This is a genomic window from Devosia sp. Leaf420 (assembly GCF_001425445.1).
In the GTDB taxonomy this organism is placed as follows: domain Bacteria; phylum Pseudomonadota; class Alphaproteobacteria; order Rhizobiales; family Devosiaceae; genus Devosia.
In genome coordinates this window covers 297,729-322,877 of record NZ_LMQU01000009.1, presented here as the reverse complement: position 1 = coordinate 322,877, position 25,149 = coordinate 297,729, and the positions used below count along the sequence as shown (strand labels likewise).

Sequence of the window (25,149 nt, the reverse complement as noted above, 5' to 3'; positions counted from 1 at the left end):
GACAGGGGATGTCAGCAGCCACAAATTGCTGGCCGATTGGAAGCATATTCAGGCCCGATCGTCTGGTCCCGATGCGCCACCCCTTAAACAGTTGCCCTTGATAGGATCTCCGCTTCAAAGCGTCCAGTCCGAGCGTCGCAACGCTGCAATGCGAAACAAAAAGTGAGAACATAAGTAGAACTTTGTTCTTGTTGCGTTCCACTCCGATTGCTAGATTCGGTGCTGTTCCCGGTTCGATTCCGAAGCGTGCTGGGATTAGGGAGATTTCTCATGGCCCTCTATCAGGCCCCGTCTTTCGAAGCGCTCGAACGCTTGAGCCAGAGCCGCGATGCGGACCTCGCCCGGCGCGAGCTGCTCAATTCCGATCGCATCCGCGGTCGTGGCGCCCAGACCAACCGGTCCGGGCGCTTCGAAATCCATGCGCGCGAGAATTTCGACGATGGCTGGGGTTCGGTCGAAACGCTGCCGACCTTTGAAACGGTCGAACATGCCGAGCGCGCCAAATCCATCATCACCAGCAATGACAGCCCCGATATCGGTTTCGAGCGCTCGATCAACGCTTATCGCGGCTGCGAGCACGGCTGTTCCTATTGCTATGCCCGCCCCACTCACGCCTATCTCGGCCATTCGGCGGGCGTCGATTTCGAGCGCGAAATCTACGTCAAGACCAATGCCGTCGAAGCCCTGCGCGCCGAATTGTCGGCCAAGTCCTATCGGCCCAAACCCATCGCCATGGGCACCAATACCGATCCCTATCAGCCGGCTGAACGCAAGCATAAGCTGACCCGCTCCATCCTCGAGGTCATGCTCGAAACGCGCCATCCGGTGATGATCACCACCAAGTCGGCGCTGATCCTGCGCGATCTCGATCTCCTGACCGAATTGGCCAAACTGGGTCTCGTGAAAGTCGCGATTTCGGTGACATCGATGGATCACAAACTCAGCCGCAAGATGGAGCCGCGCGCGTCCTCGCCTTCCCGTCGCCTCGAAGCCATCCGGCTCCTCAGCGAAGCCGGCGTGCCCACCGCGATCTTTGCCTCACCGATGATCCCGGCGATCAACGACATGGAACTCGAACGCATTCTCGATGCCGGCAAAGCCCAGGGCGCGCTCAGCGCCTCGATGATCCTCCTCCGCCTTCCCGGCGAAGTCCGCGACGTGTTTCGCGAATGGCTCCTTCGCCACTTCCCCGATCGGGTCCGCCACGTGCTCTCGCTGGTCCGCGACACCCGCGGCGGGAAAGACTATGACTCCCGTTTCGGCACCCGCATGACCGGAGAAGGCCCCTACGCCACCCTCCTCCGCCAACGCTTCGAAAAAGCCCGCGAACGTTACGAACTCGACGCCAAACTCCCAAGCCTGCGCACCGACCTCTTCATCCAGCCCCAGCTGGAAAGCAAACAGATGAGTTTGTTTTAGCGGTTGGCAATGGCCCCTCTTATTCCTCTCCCCCTCGGGGAGAGGTGGCTCGGCCGAAGGCCGAGTCGGTGAGGGGGATTTCTCAGTGAGCTCCAAGGTCCACTAAGCTAAAACGCGACCTTTGACAAACTCCAGCAACGCCGCATCCCGATAATCCCGCGCCGCCAGCGTCGCACCGGCCTCGACCAATTGCGCCGGCTCAAGCCCCGTCGCCATGCCGATCGTCGCAATTCCCGCCGACGTCGCCGATTTCAGCCCCGCGCGCGAATCCTCGAACGCCACACAGTTCGCCGCTTCCGCCCCCAATATCCGCAGCCCTTCGAGATAAGGCAGAGGATGCGGCTTGCCGTGTTCCAGCTCGTCCGCGATCACCAGCCCCTTGAAGCGAGGCCGCGCGCCGATCGAATTCAACAACTGCTCGGCATTATCCCGCGGTGCATTGGTCACCGCCACCGCCGGCAAACCGATCGAATCCGCCCAATCGAGCAATTCGAACAGCCCATGCACTGGTTCGATCCCTTCAGAAGCCAGTTCGCGGAACAGCGCTTCCTTGCTCATCATGATGTCCCACTGCCGCTCTTTGGTCTCGCCCGGCAAAAAGCGCGCGCCGATCGCCTCATTAGCGAGCCCCTGCAACTCCCGCCCAAAGCGCTCGCGATCGAAATGATGACCATAGGGCGCAAAGGCTCGGTTGAAAGCCTCAAGATGCAGCGGATCGCTTTCCACGAGAGTGCCGTCGATATCGAAAAGCAGGCCAGCGCCAGGCTTGAGTGTCATGGTTCGTCCCTAAATAAGCGGCGCGAAACCACACGAACGCAGCGCATTCGTCAACAGCTCTGTTGGCGTAGGGGATGCCTCAGTACTGCGCGATCTTGCGCGCATTGGTCGCCATGAAATCGAGCGAGGCCATGACGCCCTGTAGCGACAGCCAGATTTCAGCCGGCTTACCCTCGCCGACAATCGGCACGACGAGCTTGAGCGATGTGCGCTCTTTCATCTGCTCGATCAGGCTCAGCGCCAGCTCGGGATCGGCGACGAAATACTGGTTGGTCGTGTTAAAACGCGTCTCGATTTCCGCGCCCATATTGAGCATCACCGGAACCGAGCCGGAAAACAGCAGCCGCATCGGCCGCGTTTCGTCATAGGCGGTTTTGTCGGTCGCAATGGTGATCGCCACATCGAGCGTGCCGTCGAGCCGGTTGCGGATCAGCGTCAGCTTATAGGCCGGCAGATTGGCGCTGTTCCTCGTCTGGCTCCCTGTGCTGGCAAAGCAGGAATAGCCATAAAAGTCGGTCGCATCCTCGTTGATATTGTCCGGGCACGAGGCGAGCCAATCGCGAAAATATTCCCGCCATTCTCCGCTCGAATGATGAAACGGCTCGGCAAAGGCAGGCGAAGCGAAGGCGATCAAGGCCACAAGGGCCGCGGGCAAGCGCATAACAAACTCTCGTCTTTGCCCCCCGGCCAGACTCTTATACCAGTGCGCTTGAGAAAAAGACCAGACGATGACCGGCAGGAGCTGATGGCACGCAAGGCGGCAACAGCAGCAATTTTGGAAACCAGCGCAGAGCTCTTCGCGCCCGAGGTTGATTTCCCCGACTTTTCCCACGAAGCCATGGCCTATGCCCGCGGCGCCCATTGCGTCGTGGGCGTTGATGAAGCCGGCCGCGGCCCCCTTGCCGGGCCCGTCGTCGTTGCCTCCGTGCGCCTCGATCCCGAGCGCATCCCGCAGGGCCTCAACGACTCCAAAAAACTCACCGCCGAGCGGCGCGAAGAGCTCTTTGCCGAAATTCTCGCCGTCGCCGATGTGTCAGTCGTCAGCGCCCCGCCCTCGGACATCCTCAGTCTCAATATCCGCGGCGCGACCCTTGCCGCCATGGCGCGCGCCGTCCGCGCCCTTCCCTGCGCTGCCGATTGCGTCCTCGTCGATGGGCGCGACGTCCCCCCCATGCTCCCCTGCCCCGGCATTGCGCTGATCGGCGGCGATGGTCGCAGCGTCTCGATCGCCGCCGCCTCCATCGTTGCCAAAGTGATGCGTGATCGCATGTGCGCAATCATGGATTGCGATGCGCCAAATTTCGGCTTTGCCGGCCACAAGGGCTATGGCACGGCGGCCCACCTCAAGGCGTTGAATTTGCACGGCCCTTGCCGCCATCACCGCTCGGCTTTTGCCCCGGTAGCCGCGCTTCTCGTCACGTAGACCGTGGTTGTAGTCGAGAGTTAACCCCTCGCTAACCCCTTGCGAACGCTCCATTAACCCTGACAAAGTACAAAGGCAGGGTTAGTACTGCGTTAGGGATAGTTGCATGTTGCGTACCGCGCGTACGGCCCCGTTGGCCGATGCGGAGGAGGCTGTTCGCCTTCCGATCGACACCATTCTTGTGGGCGATTGCATCGACCACATGAATGCCTTGCCGGCCGGCTCCGTCGATCTCATCTTTGCCGATCCGCCCTATAACCTGCAACTGGCCGAGGGGCTCACGCGCCCCGACCAGTCAAAGGTCGATGCGGTCGATGATGATTGGGACAAGTTCGATTCGTTTGCCCACTATGACGCCTTTACTCGCGGCTGGCTGAAGGCCGCCCGCCGCGTCCTGAAGCCCGATGGCGCCATCTGGGTCATCGGCTCTTATCACAATATCTTCCGCGTCGGCACGGCGCTCCAGGATCTCGATTTCTGGATGCTCAACGACGTCATCTGGCGCAAGGCCAACCCGATGCCCAATTTCCGCGGCACCCGGTTCACCAATGCGCACGAAACGCTGATCTGGGCCTCCAAAAGCCAGAAGAGCCGCGTGACCTTCAATTATGAAGCCATGAAGCTTGCCAATGACGACACGCAGATGCGGTCCGATTGGCTCTTCCCGATCTGCACAGGCGCTGAACGTCTCAAAGACGAAGACGACGGCAAGGTCCATCCGACCCAAAAGCCTGAAGCCCTGCTTTTCCGCATTCTCAACGCGACGACCAAGCCGGGCGATATCGTGCTCGACCCGTTCTTCGGCACCGGCACAACCGGAGCCGTGGCGCGCAAACTTGGCCGCCACTTCATCGGCATCGAGCGCGAGGACACCTATGTCGCAGCGGCCCGCCAGCGCATCGCTTCGATCCGCCCTGCAGTGTTCGATGCGCTGCAATCGGTCACCCCGAAGCGCAAGGAAACCCGTATTCCCTTCGGGTCTCTCGTTGAACAAGGCTTGATCGAACCGGGTGCGCAACTTTTCGACTTAACGAAACGTTACTCTGCTATGGTTCGTGCAGACGGCTCGCTCGTCTCAGGTCCGCACCAAGGGTCGATCCACAAGGTCGGCGCATTGGTTCAGGGCGCTGAGGCATGCAACGGGTGGACCTTCTGGCACCACGACTTTCTTGGCGTAACCGAGCCCATCGATGTCCTCCGGGCAAGTGTGCGCCAAAAACTTGATTTGCTTTCTGCCTGATCCTGACCTCCAATCACTCAGGCTCTTAAACTGGCCGCTGGTTTGCCCCAGCGGCCTTTTTGTTTTCGGAAATCGTGATGCCGCGCCCCGCGGCGATAGCCATTCAATAAATCGATGCGCGGACAAACAGGAGACGAAACATTTTCGTCCTCGCTGACGTTGCTGCGTCGGTTTGATGAGGGCGTTAGCCGTGTGGTCGTTGCTTCAGATATTCAATGCGTTAACGCCCAAGGACGCGGGGGCTGAGAAGATCGCACGCGACCTTGCCTATGGCGCTGAGCCGCGCCAAAAGCTCGATATCTATGCGCCGCGCAACGCTTCTCGGCCGCTGCCGGTGGTCTTTTTCATCTATGGCGGCTCCTGGATGGATGGGGATCGGCACAATTACGATTTTGCCGGCCGCGCGCTCGCGGCCCTCGGCTATGTAACCGTCGTCGCCGATTATCGCCTCCTGCCCGAAGTCGAATATCCGGCCTTCCTCGATGATTGCTTCATGGCTTTGAAATGGGTCGAAGCCACTATCTCGGAATTTGGCGGGGACTCCTCACGGATCGGCCTGATGGGCCATTCGGCTGGCGCCTATAACGCCATCATGCTCGCGCTCCATCCGAATTATCTGGCGCAGTCAACCATAACCAAGAGCGTGCGCTGCGTCGTCGGGCTGTCAGGGCCATATGATTTCTTTCCCTTCGACGGCAAAATCACCATGCGCACCTTTGGCGCCGTCCCAAATCCGCGCGACACCCAGCCCATCGAGCATGTCAGGAACACGGCCGCCCCCATGTTCCTCGCAACCGGCGACAAGGACGGGCTGGTCTACCCAAGAAACACCGTAGCCTTGGCCAAGCGCTTGCGCGGTGTAGGTGTGACCGTCGAGGAAAAACACTATCCGCAACTCGGCCACCCACAGACCCTCATCGCCTTCAGCCGTCCGGGACGACGTATGGCCCCGGTGCTCGACGACGTGGCGAAATTTCTAGACTCCAACCTCAAGGTTTAAGCCTACCAGTTGGATTCCAGAGCTTGTCGCACCTGCGCATCCGACCATTCCGCCGGCACCCACACGGCCACTTGCTGCCCACCCTGCTCGACATAGGCATGGCGCATCGGCGTCGCCCCTTGCGCGCCGGGGTGTTCGTCATGATCGTATTCGGCAAATTCGTGGCTGAAATCCTTGCCCTGCCAATCACCCTCATGCAGCCAGCGACCCGTAAAATTTCCCTTGGAAGCATCCATTCGCATCTCCTCTTTGAAGAAGAATGCGCGAACCTGCCCGTCGCTCCCAGGAAAATGGTTTGGTCAGCCAAACCCGTTTCGGGGCAGCACCATAGTGATCGATCGAGTCGGCGTACCCATCTCGGAGGCATCACATTCTTCGGTTTTCTGCCAACCGCGATGCTGGTAAAAGTCTATGGCATTCCTATTGAAGACGCGAACGTCAAGCACGGCCGCGCCATTCTCCTCCGCATGGTCCATCAAGGCTTTTCCCAAGCCGCTCCCTATCGCCTCGGGATGCACGTGAATTGCATGCAGATATGATGCGTCTAGGTCAAACATACCGAGGACAACGCCATCGCGCTCGGCGACCACAAAGTTCTGCAAACGGGAATCGACATAGCCATGCGCCGGGCGTTCGCCCCGATAGCGCATTACGGATGCGGCATGCACATGAGGCGCCCAATGGGTCAACCACGAGAGATCGAGAAGACTTTTGAGTGCGTCTTTGTCTCTAACGTCGGCCGGCCGAATGCGGATAAGGGTCACGGATACCTCATTTCCATTTCCGCGCCATCGCCTGCGGCGCAGCCGCTGCGATGACGCCTTCGATGTCGGCGCGCTGCTCGGGTGACAGAAAGCGTAGTGGAATGATGCGGCGCAGGTTCTGCGATTCAAAGAGCACGATCAGCTTGTCGTTGTGCTCGACGCGGAAAAGGTCGCTCCAAGGCAGCTTCGTATTGCCGAGATCGGAATGAGCCAGATAGTGGGCCTCGTCCCAAGCGATCGAGTAGGGTTTTCTAAGGCTCACCTGCTGTTTGAAAATCCGGCGCGCTGTGCCCGGGTTGATGACCCAGACCACAAAGGCCGGCCCGGCAAGCACGGCCAGCGGCGAAACGATTGTGAAGGCGGCAATGGGGAGGGCATTTCCCGCGTCCCAAACCAGAAGGCCGAATATCGTCGAGAGGGCAGCCGAGAGAAACAAAACGCTCAAAATCCCGCGCGGCCGCCGCAATGAATTGATGAATTGCAGCTTGTTGGCGTCGGCCAGATCGTGCGGAAGCAGTTGGATGTCGGCGGTACGGTTCATTCTGATCTCGGGATTGAATGTCAGCAATCGGCAAAAGCTGGTCCGATATCGAGCGGACAACCGATCTGGTCCGCAAGGTTTTGCGCAAATTCATTGAGCCCATCGGTCTTGGGATCGGCGGCAAGAAAGAGCGACTGGCCCTCGGAGTTTGGCGCGGCACTGTCGCAAATGGCGTAGAGCGTGGCGCCGCCGCTGCCTTTGGCAGGTGTCAGGCGGACAACCTCCAGTCGGCGAATGGCCGATCGCGGGATGACGTAGAGTTGGCTCGAGAGAACCACCAAGGCCTCGCCGCCTGCCGCTATGCTCAGCCTGGGCTCGGTACTAATCCCCGCCTCCAGTCGACGGGCATATTCGAGCTGCGTCTCCAGTGGCGCGCTGGATTGCGGTGGAGTGCCGCCAATCGAAAGGGGCCGGAGCCGCTGGCTCGACGAAACCCATTGCCTCTCCACTTCGCTCAGCGTCAGGCAAAGCCCCGTGGCAATTTCCATATGGCACGCGGACCTAAGGCGCGGATTGTGCTCCTCCGCCGGGTTCTGGAGCTTGTCCGATTGCAGATGCGGCGGCCACGCCGTCAGCCGGATTTCCGCCAGGTCCGAGGTCCAGGCCGCCACAACCGTGTTCCAGCGACGGCCGATCGGCGCGGGGCCAAGGGTTTTGGCGATATGCTCGGCGGTGCAACGGAGATTGAAATCCGCATCGTCCGCAAGCCAGACAAGGCCGCTAAAGCGGCTGATCGGGAATTGCGGCGGTGTGCGATCATGGACATAGGCCGCCCATGGCCGCATTGCCCCCGGCAATTGCTCTGCCTCCGGCAGCAGCAAAGTCGGCCAATTATAAATCGGGTCCGAAACGATGCCATTGCGCGCTTCGATCGCCGAACGCGGCTCATCGAGCGGCAGCCCCCAGGCAGTCAGCAAGGCCGTGATCGGATTTTCTCTTCCGCTACCGGCAAGGTCCCGCGCAGGCGGACCGTCCGGCGCGGACACAGCCCTCTTCGGCTTTGGTCCGAAAAGGTCGCGCAGGATATTCATGGCCGCGGCGTTTCGTAGTTGCAAAGCGGTGGACGCGGCGTGCCCCTTTCGGTCGCGCTCATGCCCGCATACCAGCCCGCGCCCATGGCGATGAACCTGACCTCCGCAAACAGCCACGCATTGGTATTTTTGCCCTTCGTGCGCTCGGCAGCGAGTTCCATGAAGGCAATGCCCGGTCCCCCATCCTCCTCACAGCCAACTTTCCTCGCGTTTTCGCGGATGAGATCATCGAAATAGCGATCGCGCAGCCCCTGATTGGCCCGAATTTCGGCGATATTGGGCACATCGGCGCAGTCGCCGGTCAGCACTTGGATGCCCACCGGCGTGCTCAGTGGATCGTCCTTGAAAAAGGCAATCGTGCCCGCCCGTAGGTTCTCGGCAAGGAAGCGCAGATATTCCGTGTTGGCGGTTTGCGCATCCCAGCCTCGTGTCTGTTGCACCGTGCTGGGCAGCCCAGGACCATCAAGGAAGCAGCCGCGCTCGCCCAATTCAGCATAGTCGTCAATCCCCGAGGTGACGGCCGCGACCTCGGGATCGTCAATCCGGATCTGACTTTTCACAGCCGGCGGCGCAATGACGCAAAGGCTCGACGGCAGCAAAATCCAGTCTCCCGTCCGGACTGTTTCCGGATTTTCTTCCGCTTCGGCAACCACCGCGCTCATTGCGTCTGCGGAAAACCCTGCCGCGACAGCAAGGTCGGTGGTCTCCGGGCCAATCGCGCAACCCTGCCCCACCAAAAAGTCGTCGAGGTCCTCTGCCAAAGCTGCGCTCGCTCCGGGAATTTGGGCGAAGAGGCAGCAAAGGGCAAAAAGGGCGCGCTTCATCAAGACACATCTCACAGTCCAATCGAACGGAACCATGATGGCGCAGATGGGGCTATAATTCGACCGCTGCTGGAAAAAAAGCATTTAAAAGCCGACGGCGTTCAAGACCACAATAGAATGCCGCCTCGTCCTGTCGTTTGAGACCAAAAGCGACGGTCTCTTTTTTACGAACAATATCTTAGGTCTTTGCCGGCCTCCGAGGCTGACAAACGCCCGCCTTGCCAAAGACACGATTGAATGCGATAAGTGCAGCATACGTTTTCAGCCTAAGTCGGCTGTGTCTGCCGGTCATTTCCGGTCCTCGGCGCTCTGATCTACTTGCGAACGTTCTAGACCCTCTTGCATGTCGCAGGGGGAAACCGCTCGTTTCGCTTCGGCTCCGAGCTACCCAGGAATACAAAATGTCCCGCATCAACGGCACTGTAAAATTTTTCAACGCCACCAAGGGTTTTGGCTTCATCACGCCCGAAACCGGCGGCAAGGATCACTTCGTTCACATTTCGGCTGTTCAGCGCTCGGGCGTTGATGGCCTCTATGAAAACGACAAGGTCAGCTACGAAGTAGAAACCGGTCGTGACGGCCGTGAATCTGCTATCAATCTCACGCTCGCTCAGTAAGCAGCGTTCTAAAGCTCACGGATAGGCCGCCCTCCGGCGGCCTTTCTCGCCCCGATTGGGCTTTCAACCACGGGGAAACATATGAAGCCAAATATCACCGCTCTCGAACGCGCGTTCGAGCTTGCCAAAAGCGGCAAATTCACCAGCGTCACCGAAGTAAAGCAGGCTATTGCGCGCGAAGGCTATTCCGCCAGCCAGCTTGAAGGGCCGATGCTCGCGCGCCAGTTGCGCGCTCTCGTCAAGGCGAGTTCGCCGGAATAGGCGCGTCTCTGCGCCGGGCGTGCAAGTGCGTTATTCCAACCCCGCCTGAGCCAGCACCTTTCTGAACAGCGTCGGCAATGCCTCGCCTTTTAGCGCGCTCGCGGGTGCCCACCAGCCATTTTCAAGTTCATCTGGCATAACTTCGGCCGACCATATTTCGAGCTCAAGCCGGAAATGGGTAAAGATGTGGACCACCTGTCCCCGGTGCCGCCACTCCGCTGCGACGGGATGCATCACCGCTCCAGGCTCTGCGCTCCATTCCGATGTCGGCACCTCGGTCATGCCCGCAAGAAGCCCTTTGCCCGGTCGAGACTGGAGATAAACGTCGCCGCTCGCGTCGGTCATGACGAAGGCATGGCCACGTCGGGTCGGACGTTCCGCCTTTACCGGCTTAATCGGAAACATGGTTGGATTGCCCGTGCGGGTGCCGAGGCAATCGGGCTGCAGCGGACAAATCAGACAAGATGCGGTCCGAGGCGCGCAGATCGTGGCGCCCAAATCCATCATGGCCTGCGCAAAATCACCCGACCTCTTTGGCACGCTCAGTTGCAGGGCGGCCCGCAACTCCTCCTTCGCCTCACGCACCGGAACCGGCAGCGCATAGTAGCGCGCAAGGACACGGTCGAGATTGCCATCGAGCACCGCAATCTCCTCATCAAAGCAGATCGCGGCAATCGCAGCGCTGGTATAGGCGCCAATCCCCGGTAGCGTCTGCAGCCCGGCCGAAGTGTTGGGAAACACGCCGCCATGCTGCTCCACCACCGCCTGGGCGCAGGCATGAAGATTGCGCGCCCGCGCATAATAGCCAAGCCCAGCCCATTCGCGCAGCAATGCGTCGAGCGGCGCCGCCGCAAGATCATGCACCGTCGGCCAAAGCGCGGTAAAGCGCAGGAAATAATTGCGAACAGCGGCAACGGTCGTTTGCTGCAGCATCACTTCGCTCAGCCAGACCCGATACGGGTCCGGCCTGACCCCTCGCGCTCGATCAGAAGGCGGCACGCGCCACGGCAAATCCCGCGCATGCCGATCATACCAGACAAGAACTGCAGCAGCGTCGATGGGATGGGGATCGATGAGGGGCATGGTGCAGGGATATAGGCTCCGGCCAATGCGCCGCAAGTCCAGTGATTGCGGGCACCTCCTCAACTATTCGTTCCACCCCAAGTCCTCGGCGTCATTCCCGCGAAAGCGGGAATCCAATTCCTCGGAGGCAAGATTCCACCTTTGCGAGAATGACGTCGTGAAGTCAGGCGACAATTTGACGTCTTCACCGCCCCTACCCCACCCACTGGACTTCCCTCGGGCTTGACCCGAGTGCCAATGCGGGAGGCACAAGTATTTAAGCGAAAGCAGGTGACCCTCGGGCCAAGCCCGAGGGAAGTCCATTAGGTAGGGCGTAGACGTGTCGCACTTATTGGAGCCAGCAAGAGTGACGCCGCACCCGCCCCCTTGCCCCAACCCGCCCCACTCGCTACTTCCCATCCATGGCCGAAGAAAAGCTGCCCGAACCAAAACGCCGCAATCGCACGCTCAGCGTTGCCGATGTGCTTTCGGGCGCGCTCGATCCGGTGTTGAAAAAGCGCGGTTTCGCCACGCGTGACATCATCACCCATTGGCGGGTCATCGCGCCGCGACCCTATGATCAGACGACCATGCCAGACAAACTGGTCTGGCCCCGCAGCGCCGGCCATGGCCATGAGGGCGCGGTGCTCTATCTCCGCTGCGGCCCTGGCCAAGCCCTCTTCGTGCAGCATGCCGCGCCCGAGATCGCCACGGCGGTCAATCGCTATTTCGGTTATCTCCTCGTCAACGAAGTCAGGCTCTCGGCCGAGCCATTCACCCCTGGTTCAGGTGCCAAGCGGCAAAAAACCCGCGAGCCAAGCCAGAACGAGATCGCCAAGGTGGGGGCCGCAGTTGAAAAAATCGACGATGAAGATTTAAAGGCCGCCTTGCGTGATCTGGGCCTGGCGCTGGCCGGCCGATCGGAGCGTAAGGACGGATAGTCCGTTCACCCCCAAGTGATAATCGTGCCCACTTGCCGACATCAACGCCATGTGTAGTGTCGCGCAGACAATGTTCAGGAGCCTAAAGCCGTGAAATTCAATCGCCGTGAGACCCTTATTCTTGGTGCGGCCGCTTCGGCGCTCAGCCTTTCGGGCATCAGCGCAACGCAAGCCGCGGACGGCGATGTGGTCGATCCGGCTAAGCTTGCCGCTCCTGCTGGCAATATCGCCGACAAGGTCGAAGGCTCCGCCGACGCCCCGGTCACCGTCTACGAATATGCTTCGCCGACCTGCCCGCACTGCGCTGAATTCCACAACAACACTTATGCGCCCTTCAAGGCCGCTTATATCGACACCGGCAAGGTCAAGTTCGTGGTGCGCCCCTTCGTGCGCAACGTGCTCGACGCCGCCATCTTCATGCTGGCCGAAGCTGCCGGCGAGACGAATTACGAAAACGTCCTCGCCACCTATTTCCGCACCCAGGGCGAATGGGGCGTGTCGCAGACGCCGCGCGACGCGATCTTCACCATCGCAACCCAGCTTGGTTTCACCCAGGAGACCTTTGACGCTGCCCTGACGAATCAGGACCTGTTCGCTGGCATGGAAGCGATGCGCGATCAGGCGCTGAACGATTTCGGCCTTCAGGGCACTCCGACCTTCTATATCAATGGCAAGACGCTGTCGGGCGCGCAGACGCTGGAACAGCTCTCTGCTGAAATCGACCCGCTGGTCCCGGCCGATTTCCAGCCGACCACCGGCACCACCACCGAAACTCCGGCCGCAACCACCCCGGCTGCTCCGGCCACCGATGCGACGACGCCGGCAACGCCTGCTCCCGCGACCACCACGCCGGCACCGGCAACGCCCGTCACCCCGACCGATACGATGGCCCCGGCCGATACCATGACGCCGGTCACCCCCGCTCAGTAAGATCTTTGCAAGATCCCCGCCCCTAGTGGCGGGGATTATGCTATTGGGGTGGCTCCATGAAGTTCACCCGCCTCAAACTCCACGGTTTCAAATCGTTCTGTGACGAGACAGTGCTCGTCATGGAACCTGGGCTGACCGGCATTGTCGGCCCCAATGGTTGCGGCAAGTCTAACCTTGTCGAAGCCATGCGCTGGGTCATGGGCGAAAATTCATACAAGGCCATGCGCGCCTCGGGCATGGACGACGTCATCTTTTCCGGTTCCGGCAATCGGCCCGGCCGCAACAGTGCCGAAGTCACCCTCGTCCTCGACAATATCGACCGGACAGCACCCGCCGCCCTCAACACCGCCGATGTCCTCGAAGTCACCCGCCGCATCGAGCGCGAACAGGGCTCGGTCTATCGCGTCAATGGCAAGGAAGTGCGCGCCCGCGACGTTCAATTGCTGTTTGCCGATGCCTCGACCGGCGCCCATTCCCCCGCCATGGTCCGTCAGGGCCAGATCGGCGAGCTTATCGCCGCCAAGCCGACCGCCCGTCGCGCTCTCCTGGAAGAAGCCGCCGGCATTTCCGGCCTCCACTCGCGCCGGCACGAAGCCGAATTGCGCCTGAAGGCAGCCGAGGCCAATCTCGAGCGCGTAGACGACGTCATCGCCCAGATCGAGACCCAGCTCGAAACCTTAAAACGCCAGGCGCGCCTTGCCATCCGCTATCGCGGTCTCTCGGGCGATATCCGCCGCGCCGAAGCCACGCTCTTTCACATCCGCTGGGTCGCCACCCGCGTCGCGGAAAAAGACGGCGAAGCGGCCCAGGCCGTGCTCATCCGCAAGCTCGCCGACGCCACCCATGCCGAGCGCCTGGCGCAGAAAAGCGTCGAAGAGGCCGAAGCCGCTCTGCAGCCCCTCCGCGAAAAAGAAGCCGTCACCAGCGCCATCCTGCAGCGCTACAAGATCCTCTACGAGCAATTGAGCGATGAAGCGCGCCGCATGAGCCAGCGCCGCGCCGAACTCGAAGAGCGCCTGCGCCAGATCGCCGAAGACGGTACCCGCGAACGCGCCCTTGTCGAAGAAAGCCAGGAAAGCCTCGCCGCCTTCGCCGAAGAAGAAGCCCAGCTTGCCGCCGAGGAAGAAGACGCCGAAGCGGGCCTAGAAACCGCGCGTCTCGCCACCAACGAAGCCCGCGACGCAGCCCTTGCAGCCGAAGCCGACGTGCGCCGCCTTACCGACGCCCTAGCGCAAATCCGCGCCCGCCGCACCCAATTCCTGCGCGCGGCGCAGGATGCCCAGATCCGCCTCGACCGGCTCGAACGCGAACTCGCAACCGTCGAAGCCGAGAAATCCGAACTCGCCCTCAGCCTTAACAGCGACGATCGCGTCATCACCGCCCGCGAAGGTCTCGCCGAAGCGCAAGCCATCACCGAAGCTGCCGAACAAGCCGCCCTCACCGCCGAGGAAGACGCCGCCATAGCCCAGGCGCAACTCGACCACATGCGCCCGCGCCTTGCCGAACTCGATGCCTTCCTCGCCGGCCTCGAATCGGAAGCGTCCACCTTGGGCAAGATGCTCAATGTCGGCTCCAGCCTCTGGCCGGCCATCGTCGATGAACTCAAGGTCGAGCCCGGCTACGAAACCGCCCTTGGCGCCGCGCTCGGCGATGATCTTGACGCCTCTTCCGATGCCGGTGCGCCGCTCCACTGGTCCATCGCCATCGAAGGCTATGACGATCCGCCCCTCCCCCAGGGCGCTGAACCCCTCTCGCGCTATGTCACCGGCACACCGCTCCTCAAACGGCGCCTGGACCAGATCGGCCTTGTCAGCGAATTCGACGGCGAAGGCCTCATGCCCGCTCTCTGGCCCGGCCAGCGTCTCGTGACGCTCAACGGCGCCATGTGGCGTTGGGACGGCTTTGTTGCCGCCGCCGATGCCCCGACCGCTGCCGCCCTTCGCCTCGCCCAGCGCAATCGTCTCGCCGAACTCGACGAGGAAATCCTCCGCGCCAAGGCCGAACGCAACGCCTACCGCCGGGACATCGACGCCCAAACGCAAAAGCTTGACCTCGCCCGCCAGGAAGAGCGCCTCCGCCGCGAAGACTGGCGCAAGGCTCAGCATGGTATCGGCGTCGCCCAGGCCGAACTCGATACGGCCCTCAAAGCCCAGGGCGAAATCGCCACCCGCCATTCAGCCCTCGTGGAAGGCGAAGCCCGCCTGCGCACGAGTCTCGAAGAAGCCGTCGCCATTCGCGAAGAGGCCGAAATCGCCCTCGAAGACCTCGGCGACGAAGACGACAACAGCGCCCAGCTCGACGCTGCGCAAGCTCACCTTGCCCGCCTCCGCGAAAAAGCGAACGAAGCCCGCCTCCGCCTCGGCTCTTTTGAAAACGCCGCCCGCATGCGCCGCGCCCGGCTCGACCAGATCGCCCGCGACAGCGCCGCCTGGCGCCGCCGCCATGAAGCAGCGTCCGCCCAATTGGCGACACTTGACCAGCGCGTCGCCGCCATCAATACCCAGATCGTCGAAATCGACACTGCCCCAGACGGCTTCGCTAATCGCCAGGCCCAACTCGAAGACCAGATCAGCGACGCCACGCTCGACTACCAGGAAGCCAGCGACCGCTTCGCAAAAGCGCAAACCGCCTGGCGCGACCACGAAAAGAGCCTCCGCACCGCCGCCGATGCTCTTTCCGAAGTCCGCATCGAGCTGACGCGCATCGAAGAGCGCCTCAAGGGCACCATGGCCCAGCGCCAGCAGATCGAGCGCCAGATCGAGGAAACTCTCGGCATCCCCGCCAGCAAAACCCTCGAAGCCTCCGGCATCCGTCCCGAAGAAGCGCTCCCGCCGGAATCAAGCATCGAGCAAAAGCTTGAACGCCTCAAATCCGAGCGCGAGCGCCTGGGCGGCGTCAATCTCTCCGCCGAAAAGGAAGCAGCCGAGGTCCAGGAAAAGCGCGACACCATGGTCGCCGATCGCGACGACCTGATCGAAGCCATCGCCAAACTGCGCAGCGGAATCTCCGCCCTCAACCGCGAAGGCCGCGCCCGACTTTCCGAAGCCTTTGAAAAAGTGAACGCCTTCTTCCAAGAACTCTTCACCACCCTTTTTGGCGGCGGCACGGCCGAACTCACCTTTGTCGAAAGCGACGACCCGCTCGAAGCCGGTCTCGAAATCATCGCCCGCCCGCCCGGCAAGAAGCCACAGACCATGACGCTCCTCTCCGGCGGCGAACAGGCGCTGACCGCCATGAGCCTGATCTTTGCCGTCTTCCTCACCAATCCCGCGCCCATTTGCGTGCTCGACGAAGTCGATGCGCCCCTCGACGACGCCAATGTCGAGCGCTTCTGCAATCTCCTCGAAAGCATGCGCCAGCGCACCAATACCCGCTTCATGGTCATCACCCACAACCCCATCACCATGAGCCGCGTCGACCGCCTTTTCGGCGTCACCATGGCCGAACGCGGCGTTAGCCAACTGGTCTCGGTCGATTTGCAGACGGCAGAGAGTTTTCGCGAGGTCGAGCAGGCTTGACGTTGCAGCACGGGCACGCCTGTATTACTTGTAATACAAAGGAGAACCGTGATGGCTGAGCTTTCCGATCCCGTTACCTTGCGTCTCCCGCAAGACATCCTGAGAGACGTCGAGAGAATCGCCGCCGGCTCTGAGCGAACGCGAAGCTGGATCATCGTGCGCGCGCTCAAATATTACCTCGCACAAGAGGCAGAGGGCGGTATCTGCCTTTCGGTACTGCGCGGCCGTGAAGAAGCGGCCGAGGGCGGTGGCGAAGACCTGGAAGATGTCATCGCCGAACTGGACGAGATTATTCGCAAGGGCAAAGCGGCCTAATGCGCGTCAAGGTTTCGAGAGAAGCCAAGCGCGATATTCAGCGTGAAATCGATTATCTTAAGGGAAAGACGATCTCGGGTATCCTAACCTTTCGCTCGATCATTGAACGCGCGCGTCAGCTTCTCGCAAGTCAGCCATCTGCCGGTCGAGCGCGCGCGAGCCACCTTCCGATCCGCGGCGCGCAGCGCATCATAGTTGATGGCTGGTGCTTCGATTATGACGTGATTGACGGCTCTGTCTGGCTACAGCGCGTGACGCACTCGATTGCTACACCTTCGTTGAAATACGACGACGACTTCGATTACGAAAAAGACGATCCGGACAGTTAGACCGTCGCGCGATCGGCCCGCGGTCGAAGGCCATGATTGCGTGGTCTACCTACCGCCTGCCACCACCGACATGGCCGCACAAGTTGCCCGCTTTGCAACCCAGCCCCTCCCGGGAATCTCTCCTTGAGCCACGGCTTTACCACAATTGACCTGTGGACAGCATGCCGCACCCGTGGATTTCGCGAAAACATAACGCAAAATCAAGAACTTACATCTTCGTCACTTGCCTTGACACCTTTTGGGGCCACCACTATGTTGCGCCCGACCTGAAAAGGCACCGGAAATTCCGGAACAGGCGGGCCAGGGAGAAACGGGATGGCAAAGCCGCCCAATATCCAGGGCAAGCCGGAAAAAGACAGCGAAGTGACTCGCGATCTTGCATCGCGCATTGCTTCTGCCAAGCGGGAACAGGTACTCAAGGACGCTAGAGCCTCGGGTGGTGTCTCGGGCGATATGAGCGGAATGGCGCGCGGTATGCGCATCGCCACCGAATTCATAGCTGCCATTCTGGTGGGGACCTTTGTCGGGTATCTCATCGATCTTGGCCTGGGGACCAGCCCTTGGGGTTTGCTCATCCTGTTCATGGTGGGCTTCGCCGCTGGAATCCGAAACGTCATCCGCGTGGTGACGGACCTGAATGCCGCATCGCCTCCCCCGCCTTCATCGGGCGCGGAAGACGAGAAGCGGACCGATAGTTGATGACGCTTAGAGGGCTCCATGGCCGGTACTGACCCGATCCACCAGTTTGTCATCTATGACCTTTTCCCGATTCATATCGGGGACGAGGCTGCGGGTAACGCCCTCAATCTTTCCTTCACCAATTCATCCCTGTTCATGGTCGTGACCGTCGCTGTCCTGACCGCGTTCATGGCGATGTCGGCCTCCAAGGCCAGCATGGTGCCGGGCCGTTTCCAGCTCGCGGGCGAATTGGCCTATAGTTTCGTGGCCAATATGCTTCGAAGCTCGGCTGGCACCGAAGGCATGAAATTCTTCCCGTTCGTGTTCTCGCTTTTCGGCTTCGTGCTGGTGGCGAACCTTCTCGGGATGTTCCCCTATTTCTTCACCGTCACGAGCCACATCATCGTCACCGCAGCGCTCGCACTGCTCGTGATTTCGGTGGTGATCCTCTACGGTTTCTTCCGCCACGGTCCGAAATTCCTCAAGCTTTTCGTTCCGGCAGGCGTTCCGGGCTATGTGCTGCCCATCGTGGTGCCGATCGAAATCATTTCGTTCCTGTCGCGCCCGATCAGCCTTTCCGTTCGTCTGTTCGGCAATATCCTTGCCGGTCACATCACCCTCAAGGTGTTCTCTGGTTTCGTGGTCAGCCTTGGTGCCCTCGGCGCTCTTGGTTGGCTCGGCGCTCTGCTCCCGCTCATCATGACGGTGGCAATCACGGCGCTAGAACTGCTCGTCGCAGTGGTGCAGGCCTATGTGTTTGCAGTGCTGACGTCGATGTACCTCAACGACGCGGTCCACCCATCACACTAAGACGTTGAGTCCCTCAAACGGCGGCTTTTCGCCGGTAATACTTTGACCCTCGAAAGGACAAACAAATGGATGTTGAAGCCGCAAAGATGATCGGCGCTGGTATCGCAACCCTGGGTATGGCTGGTGCCGCCCTCGGCGTGTCGAATATCTTCGCAAACTTCCTCTCGGGTGCCCTGCGCAACCCATCCGCAGCTCCGAGCCAGACCGGTAACCTGATTTTCGGTATGGCCATGACCGAAGCTCTGGGCATCTTCTCGTTCCTGGTTGCTCTGATCCTGCTGTTCGTCGCCTAATTCGCGACCAACGAATTTTATCGCAGCCGGACACAAGGGTTCGGCTGCGGTTGCATTCGGCGCCCGCGCTGGATGACCGGATTTAACGGGATCTCGACCAGATGGTAACGCAAGCCTACGCTCAAGAAGCGGTAACGCCGACCGAGGAAAACCTCGACCACGCTGTCGACGCCACCCATGGCGAAGGCGTGGACGCGCACGATCCGACCGCCGACACTCATGCCACCACCGAAGCGCATGGCGAGGGGCATTCCGATGTCTTCCCGCCCTTCGATCCGGCAACTTTCCCCAGCCAGTTGCTCTGGCTCGCAATTTCCTTTGCCGCGCTTTATCTGTTGATGAGCAAGGTCGCCCTGCCCAAGGTCGGCTCCATCATCGAAAAGCGCCAGGCAACCATCGACGCCGATCTCCAGGCAGCCGATGCCGACCGTCAAAAGACCGACGCGGCCATCGCTTCCTATGAAAAGGCACTCGCTGAAGCCAAGTCCAAGGCTCAGGCCATCGCCACACAGTCGCGCGATGCCATGCAGGCTGATCTCGCTGCCAAGCGCAGCGCGGCTGAAGCCACGCTCGCCACCAAGGTCAGCGAAGCCGAAGCCCGCATCACGACCACCAAAAACGCCGCTCTCGCCCATGTCGACGAGATCGCTGCCGAAACGGCCCAGGCCGTCGTCGGTCAGTTCGTGGGTGACGTTTCCGCCGACAGCGTCCGCGCTGCCGTTGCCAAGGTGAAGGGATAATCGCCATGCCCACTTGGATGGATAACAGCTTTTTCGCGCTTGTCGGCCTCGTCATCTTCATCGGCGTGCTGATCTATGTCGGCGTTCCCCGCATCATCGGCGGCATGCTCGACAAGCAGATCAAGAAGATCGAAACGGACCTGAGCGAAGCCAAGCGCCTTCGCGAAGAAGCCGCAGCTCTCCTCGCCGAATATGAGCGCAAGCGCATCGCTGCCGAAAGCGAAGCCCAGGGCATCATCGCTGCGGCCCAGGAAGAAGCGGCTCGCATGACCGCCGAAGCCCAGACCGCCCTGACCGACCTCGTCGCCCGCCGCACCAAGGCCGTGGAAGACAAGATCGCCCAGGCTGAAGCCCAGGCCATCGCCGACGTCCGCGCCCGCTCCGCCGACCTCGCCGTCGAAGCCGCCCGCGTCGTCCTCACCGACGAAATGAACGCCAAGGGCGGCCAGATCGTCGACAAAGCCATCGCCGACGTCGCCGGCCGCCTGAACTGATTTTTTTGGTTTTTTTGGATTTTTGAAGGCGGGCCCTCGGGTCCGCCTTTTTTGTTTGTTTGTCGCATTTGGCGCCACACCAACCAGCCTTACCCTCGCCCCTTGAGGGAGAGGGACAGGAGTTTCTTCGTTCAGAAGAAATTCCAGGGTGAGGGGTATTCTCTCCTCCGCAGAGGAGCAGGCGGCAGAACGCAGCCCGTCCCTAACTGCTGCCCTTCCCCCCTCCTACCCACCGCCGTCATTGCCGGGCTTGTCCCGGCAATCCATCTCGCCTCCGCATGGACCACCGGGACAAGCCCGGTCGTGACGACCGACGAAAAAGCGCCCTGACAGCTGAAGGCGCCTAGACTGTCTCCTCACCATACCCACGCCTCCCGTGCACATCCCCACGGCTGCCGTTGACGCCACCACAAATCTCCCCCATGGTGCCAACGACTGCGGGAGAGACTGGCTGAAAATGCCAGCGCCGAAGGAGCAACCGCCCCGGAAACTCTCAGGCAACCGGACCGCAGTCAGGTCAAAACTCTGGAAAGCAGGCCCTCACGGCCTCTCCGAAGGAGCAACCGGCGCTCAGCCGGGAAATCTCTCAGGGCAAGGACAGAGGGGGCACGCACTCCGCCATTTCGGCAGAGCATAGTCGTGTCGCCTTTGAACCCGAGAGACCCATGGCCGAACCTTCGACCGAAGACCTCAAGCAGACCCCGCTCTATGAGCGTCACGTCAGTGCCGGCGGCCGCATCGTGCCCTTCGGCGGCTATGCCCTTCCCCTGCAATATCCCACCGGTATCATGACCGAGCACAAGTGGACCCGCGACCACGCCGGCCTCTTCGACGTCAGCCATATGGGCCCAAGCTTTCTGACCCTCAGCGCACCGACGAGCGACACCGCCGCAGACCACGCAGCAATCTCTGCGCTGATCGAGCCCTTGGTCTGTGGCGATATCGCTGGCCTAAAACCCGGCCAATTGCGCTACACGCTCCTTCTCAACGACAAGGGTGGCACGGTAGACGATCTCATGATCGGTCGCGCTACGGAAGGCGGCACGCTCTACGTGATTGTCAATGCCGGCACCAAAGACGGTGACTTTGCCCTGATCGCCAAGACAGTTGGTGATAAGGCTATGCTACACCGCGCCGACGATCGCGCCCTCCTAGCCCTCCAAGGCCCCGAGGCCGTCAACGTGATGGCCGCGCTCATGCCCGAGGCGACCGACCTAGGGTTCATGCAGTTCGGTGACTTCGACTGTAACGGCGTTCCGGTCACCATTGCGCGCTGCGGCTATACCGGCGAGGATGGTTTTGAAATCCTGGCTCCGGCTAGCTCGGCCTCAGCCCTCTGGGATGCTCTTCTCGCCGATCCACGCGTAAAACCAATGGGCCTCGGCGCCCGCGATAGCCTGCGCCTCGAAGCCGGCCTGCCGCTCTATGGCCACGACCTCGACGAAACCATTTCCCCCATCGAGGCCGATCTCGGCTTTGCCGTCTCCAAGCGTCGCCGCGAAGCTGCCGACTTCCCCGGCGCCGAGCGCATTCTTGCCGAACGCGAGGGCCAACTCACCCGCAAGCGCGTAGGCCTCCTCGTTGAAGGCGCTCCCGCGCGCGAAGGCGCCGAAATCCTCGATGCGTCCGGCGCAGTCGTCGGCGTGGTCACCAGCGGCGGTTTTGCCCCTTCGCTCGGTAAGGCCATCGCCCTCGGCTTCGTGCCCCCTGCCCTTACGACACCCGGCACCAAACTCCAGGTCTCCGTCCGCGACCGCGCGCAGCCGGCCGAAGTCGTCCCGACCCCTTTCGTTCCCCATCGCTATTTCCGCAAAGCCATCTGAGGCCCGCTCATGACCACCAAGTTCACACCCGACCACGAATATATCCGCGTCGAGGGTTCGACCGGCATTGTCGGCATCACGCCCTATGCGCAGGAGCAACTCGGCGACATCGTCTTCGTCGAGCTCCCCGCCGTCGGCAAGGTGCTCAAGAAGGGTGAGGAAGCCGCCGTCGTCGAATCCGTCAAGGCCGCCTCCGAAATCTACGCGCCAGTAACCGGAACGGTCATCGAAGTTAACGGAATGCTAACAAACGAGCCCGGTTTGGTGAACACAGACCCTGAAAATGCAGGCTGGATGTTCAAGATCGAAATCGCCGACGCCAGCGAAATCGACACTCTCCTCGATGCCGACGGCTATGCGGAATTGACCCTCTGATCATGCGCTACCTCCCCCATTCTGAAACCGAGCGCGCCGAGATGCTTGGCGTCATCGGCGCCGCCGATATCGACGCGCTGTTCTCCGCCGTTCCCAAATCCGCTCTCAAAAGCTTCGATCTTGGCTTGCCCGCGCATAGCCCGGAATTCCTCGTCGAAGCCCATGTGCGCGCCCTCGCGGCCAAGAACCACGCCGCTGGCGATGGTCCATTCTTCGTCGGCGCCGGTGCTTATCGCCACCACGTGCCGGCAACGGTCGATCATTTAATCCAGCGTTCCGAATGGCTTACGGCCTACACGCCCTACCAGCCGGAGATCTCGCAGGGCACCCTGCAGATGCTGTTCGAGTTCCAGACCCAGGTCGCCAAGATCACTGGCATGGACGTCGCCAACGCTTCGCTTTATGACGGCTCGACCGGCACCGCCGAAGCCGTGTTGATGGCTAAGCGTCTGACGAAAAAGAGTAAAGTCGTTCTGTCCGGCGGCCTCCACCCGCACTATCGCGATGTCGTCAAAGCCTATCTCAAAGACGATCCGGACCTCGTCTGCCTCTCCCCCTCCCCCGAGGGCCAGGGCGATATCCTAAGCCAGATCGACGGCAACACCGCCGCCATCGTCGTCCAAACCCCTGATTTTTATGGTCATCTTCGCGACCTCAAAGCTGCCGCCGATGCCGCCCACGCCCAGGGCGCGTTGCTCATCGTCGTCATCACCGAAGTCGTATCCCTCGGCCTCCTCGAAGCCCCGGGCGCGCTTGGCGCCGACATCGTGGTCTGCGAAGGCCAATCCATCGGCAACGCCCTCAACTTCGGCGGCCCCTATCTCGGCCTCATGGCCACCCGCAAGGATTTCATTCGCCAGATGCCCGGTCGCCTCTGCGGCGAAACCGTTGATGCCGATGGAAATCGCGGCTTCGTGCTGACGCTCTCGACCCGCGAACAGCATATTCGCCGAGAGAAGGCGACGAGCAATATCTGCACCAATTCAGGCCTCTGCGCCCTCGCCTTCTCCATCCACATGTCGCTCCTCGGCGAAGCCGGCTTCACCCGCCTGGCTCGCCTCAACCACCACAACGCGGTCAAGCTCGCCCGGATGCTCGGCACCGTTCCAGGCGTCGAATTGCTGAACAAGAGCTTCTTTAACGAGATGACGATCCGACTGCCTGTTCCGGCTGCTCCAGTCGTCGAAATGCTGGCGCAAGCTGGAGTTTTGGCCGGTGTGCCGGTCAGCCGGCTCGAACCGGGCTATCCGGATGTCGAGAACCTGATCGTTCTCGCCGCAACGGAACTCACCACCCACGCCGATATCGAAATGCTGGCCGAGTGCCTCCACGCCGCCATTGAGGAGGACGCGCAATGAGCATGAACACCCAAGGCCGCCCAACCGGCATCGGCACCAGCGGCAGCACCGCCGCCTCCGGCTCGGCGCTCATCCCCGATGAACCGCTGCTGTTCGAGATCGGCGACACCGAACATTCCGGCGTCGACCTCCCCGAAGTCAAAATCGACGGCAGCTTCCTCGACGGTTTCGAGCGCAAGACCAAGCTCGATCTCGCCGGGCTCACAGAGCCCGAAGCCATGCGCCACTATGTGCGCCTCTCGCGCATGAACCATTCGATCGACAGCGGCATGTACCCGCTAGGTTCGTGCACCATGAAGCACAACCCGCGCCTCAACGAAAAAATGGCCCGCCTGCCGGGCTTTTCGGACATCCATCCGCTGCAGCCGGTCTCGACCGTGCAGGGCGCGCTCGAGCTGATGAACCAGCTTTCGCACTGGCTTCTTACCCTCACAAATACCGCCGCCGTAGCCCTCTCACCTAAGGCCGGCGCCCATGGCGAACTCCTCGGCATGATGGCGATCAAGGCGGCTCAGGAGGCTGCGGGCCAGGCGCATCGCACCATCGTCCTCGTCCCCGAAAGCGCCCATGGTACCAATCCGGCGACTGCGGCCTTCCTCGGCTACACGGTGAAACCCGTGCCCGCCAAGGCCGATGGCACAGTCGATGTGGAAGCGGTCAAGGCGGCGCTCTCGCCGGAAGTCGCGGCGATCATGCTGACCAATCCCAATACCTGCGGCCTCTTCGAACCACAGGTGATCGAGATCGCCAAGGCGGTGCACGATGCGGGCGCGTTCTTCTACTGCGATGGCGCCAATTTCAACGCCATCATGGGCGTTGTGCGTCCGGGCGATCTCGGCATCGACGCCATGCATATCAATCTCCACAAGACCTTCTCGACGCCCCATGGCGGCGGCGGGCCGGGTGCGGGCCCCGTCGTGCTCTCCGAGGCCCTAGCACCCTTCGCGCCGGTTCCTTTCGTGCGGAAGGGCGAAAAGGGGCTGGAGCTCGTCGAACATGTCGAAGAACATGCTCTAGGCCGCGTAACGGCGTTCCACGGCCAGATGGGCATGTATGTCCGTGCGCTGACCTACATGCTGAGCCATGGCGGCGATGGTCTGGCCCAGGCGGCGCAGGATGCGGTGCTCAACGCCAACTATATCAAGGCGCGTTTGCAGCACATCTTCTCGGTGCCCTTCCCCGATTATCCGACCATGCATGAGGCGCTTTTCGACGACAGCTTCATCAAAGACGCAGGCGTCACGACGCTTGATTTCGCCAAGGCTATGATCGACGAGGGTTTCCACCCGATGACCATGTATTTCCCCTTGGTCGTCCATGGCGCCATGCTGGTCGAACCCACGGAAAGCGAGAGCAAGCAGACGCTCGATCGCTTTTGCGACGTGATGGTGGAACTGGCGACAGACGCCAAGGCCGGGAACACCGCCCGGTTCACCGCAGCTCCGGCCAAAGCGCCGCGGCGGCGTTTGGATGAAACCCGTGCCGCACGGCAGCCCGTGCTCAAATGGGAAAAGCCTGCGGATCTGCCGCAGGCGGCAGAATAAAAAATGGCGGCCCGAAAGGCCGCCATTTTCATTTCTCTGGTT

General features: G+C 61.2%; 28 protein-coding genes and 1 riboswitch. Of the genes, 20 read left to right on the top strand and 8 right to left on the bottom strand.

Annotation, left to right across the window (positions count from 1 at the left end; translation table 11 throughout):
• Positions 1 to 270 precede the first annotated feature (270 nt).
• Complete coding sequence (locus ASG47_RS06145) at positions 271 to 1,419, top strand: PA0069 family radical SAM protein (RefSeq protein WP_061907842.1); 1,149 nt, start codon at positions 271 to 273, stop codon at positions 1,417 to 1,419.
• A gap of 102 nt (positions 1,420 to 1,521) precedes the next feature.
• On the opposite strand, the gene ASG47_RS06140 is transcribed toward ASG47_RS06145, so the two are convergent.
• Positions 1,522 to 2,196, bottom strand: a complete 675-nt coding sequence (locus ASG47_RS06140) for an HAD family hydrolase (RefSeq protein ID WP_061907841.1) — start codon at positions 2,194 to 2,196, stop codon at positions 1,522 to 1,524.
• 79 nt (positions 2,197 to 2,275) lie between these two features.
• Entirely contained in the window at positions 2,276 to 2,857 is a 582-nt protein-coding gene (locus tag ASG47_RS06135; protein ID WP_061907840.1) for a hypothetical protein, read from the bottom strand.
• A 177-nt stretch (positions 2,858 to 3,034) separates the two neighbouring features.
• On the opposite strand from ASG47_RS06135, the gene ASG47_RS06130 reads away from it, so the two are divergent.
• The 3 genes from ASG47_RS06130 (at position 3,035) to ASG47_RS06120 (ending at position 5,859) form a co-directional block, all read left to right on the top strand.
• Positions 3,035 to 3,619, top strand: coding sequence for a ribonuclease HII (locus tag ASG47_RS06130; RefSeq protein ID WP_061908087.1), 585 nt, complete (start codon positions 3,035 to 3,037; stop codon positions 3,617 to 3,619).
• 106 nt (positions 3,620 to 3,725) lie between these two features.
• On the top strand, positions 3,726 to 4,859 hold the full coding sequence (locus ASG47_RS06125) for a site-specific DNA-methyltransferase (RefSeq protein ID WP_061907839.1): 1,134 nt from the start codon (positions 3,726 to 3,728) through the stop codon (positions 4,857 to 4,859).
• Between the two features lie 190 nt (positions 4,860 to 5,049).
• Positions 5,050 to 5,859 (top strand): alpha/beta hydrolase, encoded by an 810-nt coding sequence (locus tag ASG47_RS06120; RefSeq protein WP_244487045.1) that lies wholly within the window; start codon positions 5,050 to 5,052, stop codon positions 5,857 to 5,859.
• A gap of 2 nt (positions 5,860 to 5,861) precedes the next feature.
• Here ASG47_RS06120 and ASG47_RS06115 read toward each other — a convergent pair whose 3' ends face one another.
• The 5 genes from ASG47_RS06115 to ASG47_RS06095 form a co-directional block, all read right to left on the bottom strand.
• The gene (locus ASG47_RS06115) at positions 5,862 to 6,095 is read right to left on the bottom strand and encodes a hypothetical protein (protein WP_061907837.1); all 234 of its coding nucleotides are present in this window, start codon (positions 6,093 to 6,095) and stop codon (positions 5,862 to 5,864) included.
• A gap of 63 nt (positions 6,096 to 6,158) precedes the next feature.
• On the bottom strand, positions 6,159 to 6,623 hold the full coding sequence (locus ASG47_RS06110) for a GNAT family N-acetyltransferase (RefSeq protein WP_156464007.1): 465 nt from the start codon (positions 6,621 to 6,623) through the stop codon (positions 6,159 to 6,161).
• A gap of 7 nt (positions 6,624 to 6,630) precedes the next feature.
• Entirely contained in the window at positions 6,631 to 7,164 is a 534-nt protein-coding gene (locus ASG47_RS06105) for a YcxB family protein (protein ID WP_061907835.1), read from the bottom strand.
• Between the two features lie 20 nt (positions 7,165 to 7,184).
• The gene (locus ASG47_RS06100; protein ID WP_061907834.1) at positions 7,185 to 8,195 is read right to left on the bottom strand and encodes a hypothetical protein; all 1,011 of its coding nucleotides are present in this window, start codon (positions 8,193 to 8,195) and stop codon (positions 7,185 to 7,187) included.
• Positions 8,192 to 9,019: a hypothetical protein gene (locus ASG47_RS06095; protein WP_156464005.1), complete on the bottom strand. Its 828-nt coding sequence runs from the start codon at positions 9,017 to 9,019 to the stop codon at positions 8,192 to 8,194. The genes ASG47_RS06100 and ASG47_RS06095 overlap by 4 nt, the downstream gene beginning before the upstream one ends.
• Before the next feature lie 401 nt (positions 9,020 to 9,420).
• Here ASG47_RS06095 and ASG47_RS06090 point away from each other — a divergent pair, with 401 nt between their 5' ends.
• Together ASG47_RS06090 and ASG47_RS06085 are read left to right on the top strand one after the other, a co-directional pair.
• Positions 9,421 to 9,636, top strand: a complete 216-nt coding sequence (locus ASG47_RS06090; protein WP_061907832.1) for a cold-shock protein — start codon at positions 9,421 to 9,423, stop codon at positions 9,634 to 9,636.
• Positions 9,637 to 9,717: 81 nt separating this feature from the next.
• On the top strand, positions 9,718 to 9,897 hold the full coding sequence (locus ASG47_RS06085) for a hypothetical protein (RefSeq protein WP_061907831.1): 180 nt from the start codon (positions 9,718 to 9,720) through the stop codon (positions 9,895 to 9,897).
• A gap of 30 nt (positions 9,898 to 9,927) precedes the next feature.
• On the opposite strand, the gene mutY is transcribed toward ASG47_RS06085, so the two are convergent.
• Positions 9,928 to 10,956 carry an A/G-specific adenine glycosylase gene (gene mutY, locus ASG47_RS06080; RefSeq protein WP_413813452.1) on the bottom strand — a complete coding sequence of 343 codons (1,029 nt, stop codon included), beginning with the start codon at positions 10,954 to 10,956 and terminating at the stop codon, positions 9,928 to 9,930.
• A 425-nt stretch (positions 10,957 to 11,381) separates the two neighbouring features.
• On the opposite strand from mutY, the gene ASG47_RS06070 reads away from it, so the two are divergent.
• The 14 genes from ASG47_RS06070 (at position 11,382) to gcvPB (ending at position 25,107) form a co-directional block, all read left to right on the top strand.
• Complete coding sequence (locus ASG47_RS06070; protein WP_061907829.1) at positions 11,382 to 11,900, top strand: DUF721 domain-containing protein; 519 nt, start codon at positions 11,382 to 11,384, stop codon at positions 11,898 to 11,900.
• Positions 11,901 to 11,990: 90 nt separating this feature from the next.
• Positions 11,991 to 12,830 carry a thioredoxin domain-containing protein gene (locus ASG47_RS06065; protein ID WP_061907828.1) on the top strand — a complete coding sequence of 280 codons (840 nt, stop codon included), beginning with the start codon at positions 11,991 to 11,993 and terminating at the stop codon, positions 12,828 to 12,830.
• 56 nt (positions 12,831 to 12,886) lie between these two features.
• On the top strand, positions 12,887 to 16,348 hold the full coding sequence (locus tag ASG47_RS06060; protein WP_061907827.1) for a chromosome segregation SMC family protein: 3,462 nt from the start codon (positions 12,887 to 12,889) through the stop codon (positions 16,346 to 16,348).
• 51 nt (positions 16,349 to 16,399) lie between these two features.
• Positions 16,400 to 16,663, top strand: coding sequence for a ribbon-helix-helix domain-containing protein (locus ASG47_RS06055; protein WP_061907826.1), 264 nt, complete (start codon positions 16,400 to 16,402; stop codon positions 16,661 to 16,663).
• Positions 16,663 to 16,992: a type II toxin-antitoxin system RelE/ParE family toxin gene (locus tag ASG47_RS06050; RefSeq protein ID WP_061907825.1), complete on the top strand. Its 330-nt coding sequence runs from the start codon at positions 16,663 to 16,665 to the stop codon at positions 16,990 to 16,992. Before ASG47_RS06055 ends, ASG47_RS06050 begins: the two co-directional genes overlap by 1 nt.
• A 315-nt stretch (positions 16,993 to 17,307) precedes the next feature.
• Complete coding sequence (locus ASG47_RS06045) at positions 17,308 to 17,691, top strand: AtpZ/AtpI family protein (RefSeq protein ID WP_061907824.1); 384 nt, start codon at positions 17,308 to 17,310, stop codon at positions 17,689 to 17,691.
• 18 nt (positions 17,692 to 17,709) lie between these two features.
• Entirely contained in the window at positions 17,710 to 18,480 is a 771-nt protein-coding gene (locus ASG47_RS06040) for a F0F1 ATP synthase subunit A (protein WP_061907823.1), read from the top strand.
• 65 nt (positions 18,481 to 18,545) lie between these two features.
• Positions 18,546 to 18,773 carry a F0F1 ATP synthase subunit C gene (locus ASG47_RS06035; protein ID WP_046103481.1) on the top strand — a complete coding sequence of 76 codons (228 nt, stop codon included), beginning with the start codon at positions 18,546 to 18,548 and terminating at the stop codon, positions 18,771 to 18,773.
• Between the two features lie 101 nt (positions 18,774 to 18,874).
• Positions 18,875 to 19,513 (top strand): hypothetical protein, encoded by a 639-nt coding sequence (locus ASG47_RS06030; RefSeq protein WP_082461110.1) that lies wholly within the window; start codon positions 18,875 to 18,877, stop codon positions 19,511 to 19,513.
• Positions 19,514 to 19,518: 5 nt separating this feature from the next.
• On the top strand, positions 19,519 to 20,007 hold the full coding sequence (locus ASG47_RS06025; protein WP_200940862.1) for an ATP F0F1 synthase subunit B: 489 nt from the start codon (positions 19,519 to 19,521) through the stop codon (positions 20,005 to 20,007).
• A gap of 428 nt (positions 20,008 to 20,435) precedes the next feature.
• Positions 20,436 to 20,526, top strand: a riboswitch (glycine riboswitch).
• A gap of 146 nt (positions 20,527 to 20,672) precedes the next feature.
• A complete protein-coding gene (gene gcvT / locus ASG47_RS06020; RefSeq protein ID WP_061907821.1) occupies positions 20,673 to 21,830 on the top strand; it encodes a glycine cleavage system aminomethyltransferase GcvT in 1,158 nt (385 codons plus the stop codon).
• Between the two features lie 9 nt (positions 21,831 to 21,839).
• Complete coding sequence (gene gcvH, locus ASG47_RS06015) at positions 21,840 to 22,205, top strand: glycine cleavage system protein GcvH (protein WP_061907820.1); 366 nt, start codon at positions 21,840 to 21,842, stop codon at positions 22,203 to 22,205.
• Between the two features lie 2 nt (positions 22,206 to 22,207).
• Positions 22,208 to 23,563: an aminomethyl-transferring glycine dehydrogenase subunit GcvPA gene (gene gcvPA, locus ASG47_RS06010; protein WP_061907819.1), complete on the top strand. Its 1,356-nt coding sequence runs from the start codon at positions 22,208 to 22,210 to the stop codon at positions 23,561 to 23,563.
• On the top strand, positions 23,560 to 25,107 hold the full coding sequence (gene gcvPB / locus ASG47_RS06005; protein ID WP_061907818.1) for an aminomethyl-transferring glycine dehydrogenase subunit GcvPB: 1,548 nt from the start codon (positions 23,560 to 23,562) through the stop codon (positions 25,105 to 25,107). Before gcvPA ends, gcvPB begins: the two co-directional genes overlap by 4 nt.
• Positions 25,108 to 25,149 lie beyond the last annotated feature (42 nt).

Coding starts and splice junctions, on each gene's coding strand:
- ASG47_RS06125 (WP_061907839.1), top strand. CDS start 3,726: ATGTTGCGTACCGCGCGTACGGCCCCGTTGGCCGATGCGGAGGAGGCT.
- ASG47_RS06060 (WP_061907827.1), top strand. CDS start 12,887: ATGAAGTTCACCCGCCTCAAACTCCACGGTTTCAAATCGTTCTGTGAC.
- ASG47_RS06055 (WP_061907826.1), top strand. CDS start 16,400: ATGGCTGAGCTTTCCGATCCCGTTACCTTGCGTCTCCCGCAAGACATC.
- ASG47_RS06095 (WP_156464005.1), bottom strand. CDS start 9,019: ATGAAGCGCGCCCTTTTTGCCCTTTGCTGCCTCTTCGCCCAAATTCCC.
- ASG47_RS06105 (WP_061907835.1), bottom strand. CDS start 7,164: ATGAACCGTACCGCCGACATCCAACTGCTTCCGCACGATCTGGCCGAC.
- ASG47_RS06040 (WP_061907823.1), top strand. CDS start 17,710: ATGGCCGGTACTGACCCGATCCACCAGTTTGTCATCTATGACCTTTTC.
- ASG47_RS06070 (WP_061907829.1), top strand. CDS start 11,382: ATGGCCGAAGAAAAGCTGCCCGAACCAAAACGCCGCAATCGCACGCTC.
- ASG47_RS06100 (WP_061907834.1), bottom strand. CDS start 8,195: ATGAATATCCTGCGCGACCTTTTCGGACCAAAGCCGAAGAGGGCTGTG.
- ASG47_RS06035 (WP_046103481.1), top strand. CDS start 18,546: ATGGATGTTGAAGCCGCAAAGATGATCGGCGCTGGTATCGCAACCCTG.
- ASG47_RS06140 (WP_061907841.1), bottom strand. CDS start 2,196: ATGACACTCAAGCCTGGCGCTGGCCTGCTTTTCGATATCGACGGCACT.
- ASG47_RS06090 (WP_061907832.1), top strand. CDS start 9,421: ATGTCCCGCATCAACGGCACTGTAAAATTTTTCAACGCCACCAAGGGT.
- ASG47_RS06130 (WP_061908087.1), top strand. CDS start 3,035: ATGGCCTATGCCCGCGGCGCCCATTGCGTCGTGGGCGTTGATGAAGCC.
- gcvH (WP_061907820.1), top strand. CDS start 21,840: ATGACCACCAAGTTCACACCCGACCACGAATATATCCGCGTCGAGGGT.
- gcvT (WP_061907821.1), top strand. CDS start 20,673: ATGGCCGAACCTTCGACCGAAGACCTCAAGCAGACCCCGCTCTATGAG.
- gcvPB (WP_061907818.1), top strand. CDS start 23,560: ATGAGCATGAACACCCAAGGCCGCCCAACCGGCATCGGCACCAGCGGC.
- ASG47_RS06085 (WP_061907831.1), top strand. CDS start 9,718: ATGAAGCCAAATATCACCGCTCTCGAACGCGCGTTCGAGCTTGCCAAA.
- ASG47_RS06050 (WP_061907825.1), top strand. CDS start 16,663: ATGCGCGTCAAGGTTTCGAGAGAAGCCAAGCGCGATATTCAGCGTGAA.
- ASG47_RS06115 (WP_061907837.1), bottom strand. CDS start 6,095: ATGGATGCTTCCAAGGGAAATTTTACGGGTCGCTGGCTGCATGAGGGT.
- ASG47_RS06025 (WP_200940862.1), top strand. CDS start 19,519: ATGCCCACTTGGATGGATAACAGCTTTTTCGCGCTTGTCGGCCTCGTC.
- gcvPA (WP_061907819.1), top strand. CDS start 22,208: ATGCGCTACCTCCCCCATTCTGAAACCGAGCGCGCCGAGATGCTTGGC.
- ASG47_RS06030 (WP_082461110.1), top strand. CDS start 18,875: ATGGTAACGCAAGCCTACGCTCAAGAAGCGGTAACGCCGACCGAGGAA.
- ASG47_RS06135 (WP_061907840.1), bottom strand. CDS start 2,857: ATGCGCTTGCCCGCGGCCCTTGTGGCCTTGATCGCCTTCGCTTCGCCT.
- ASG47_RS06045 (WP_061907824.1), top strand. CDS start 17,308: ATGGCAAAGCCGCCCAATATCCAGGGCAAGCCGGAAAAAGACAGCGAA.
- ASG47_RS06145 (WP_061907842.1), top strand. CDS start 271: ATGGCCCTCTATCAGGCCCCGTCTTTCGAAGCGCTCGAACGCTTGAGC.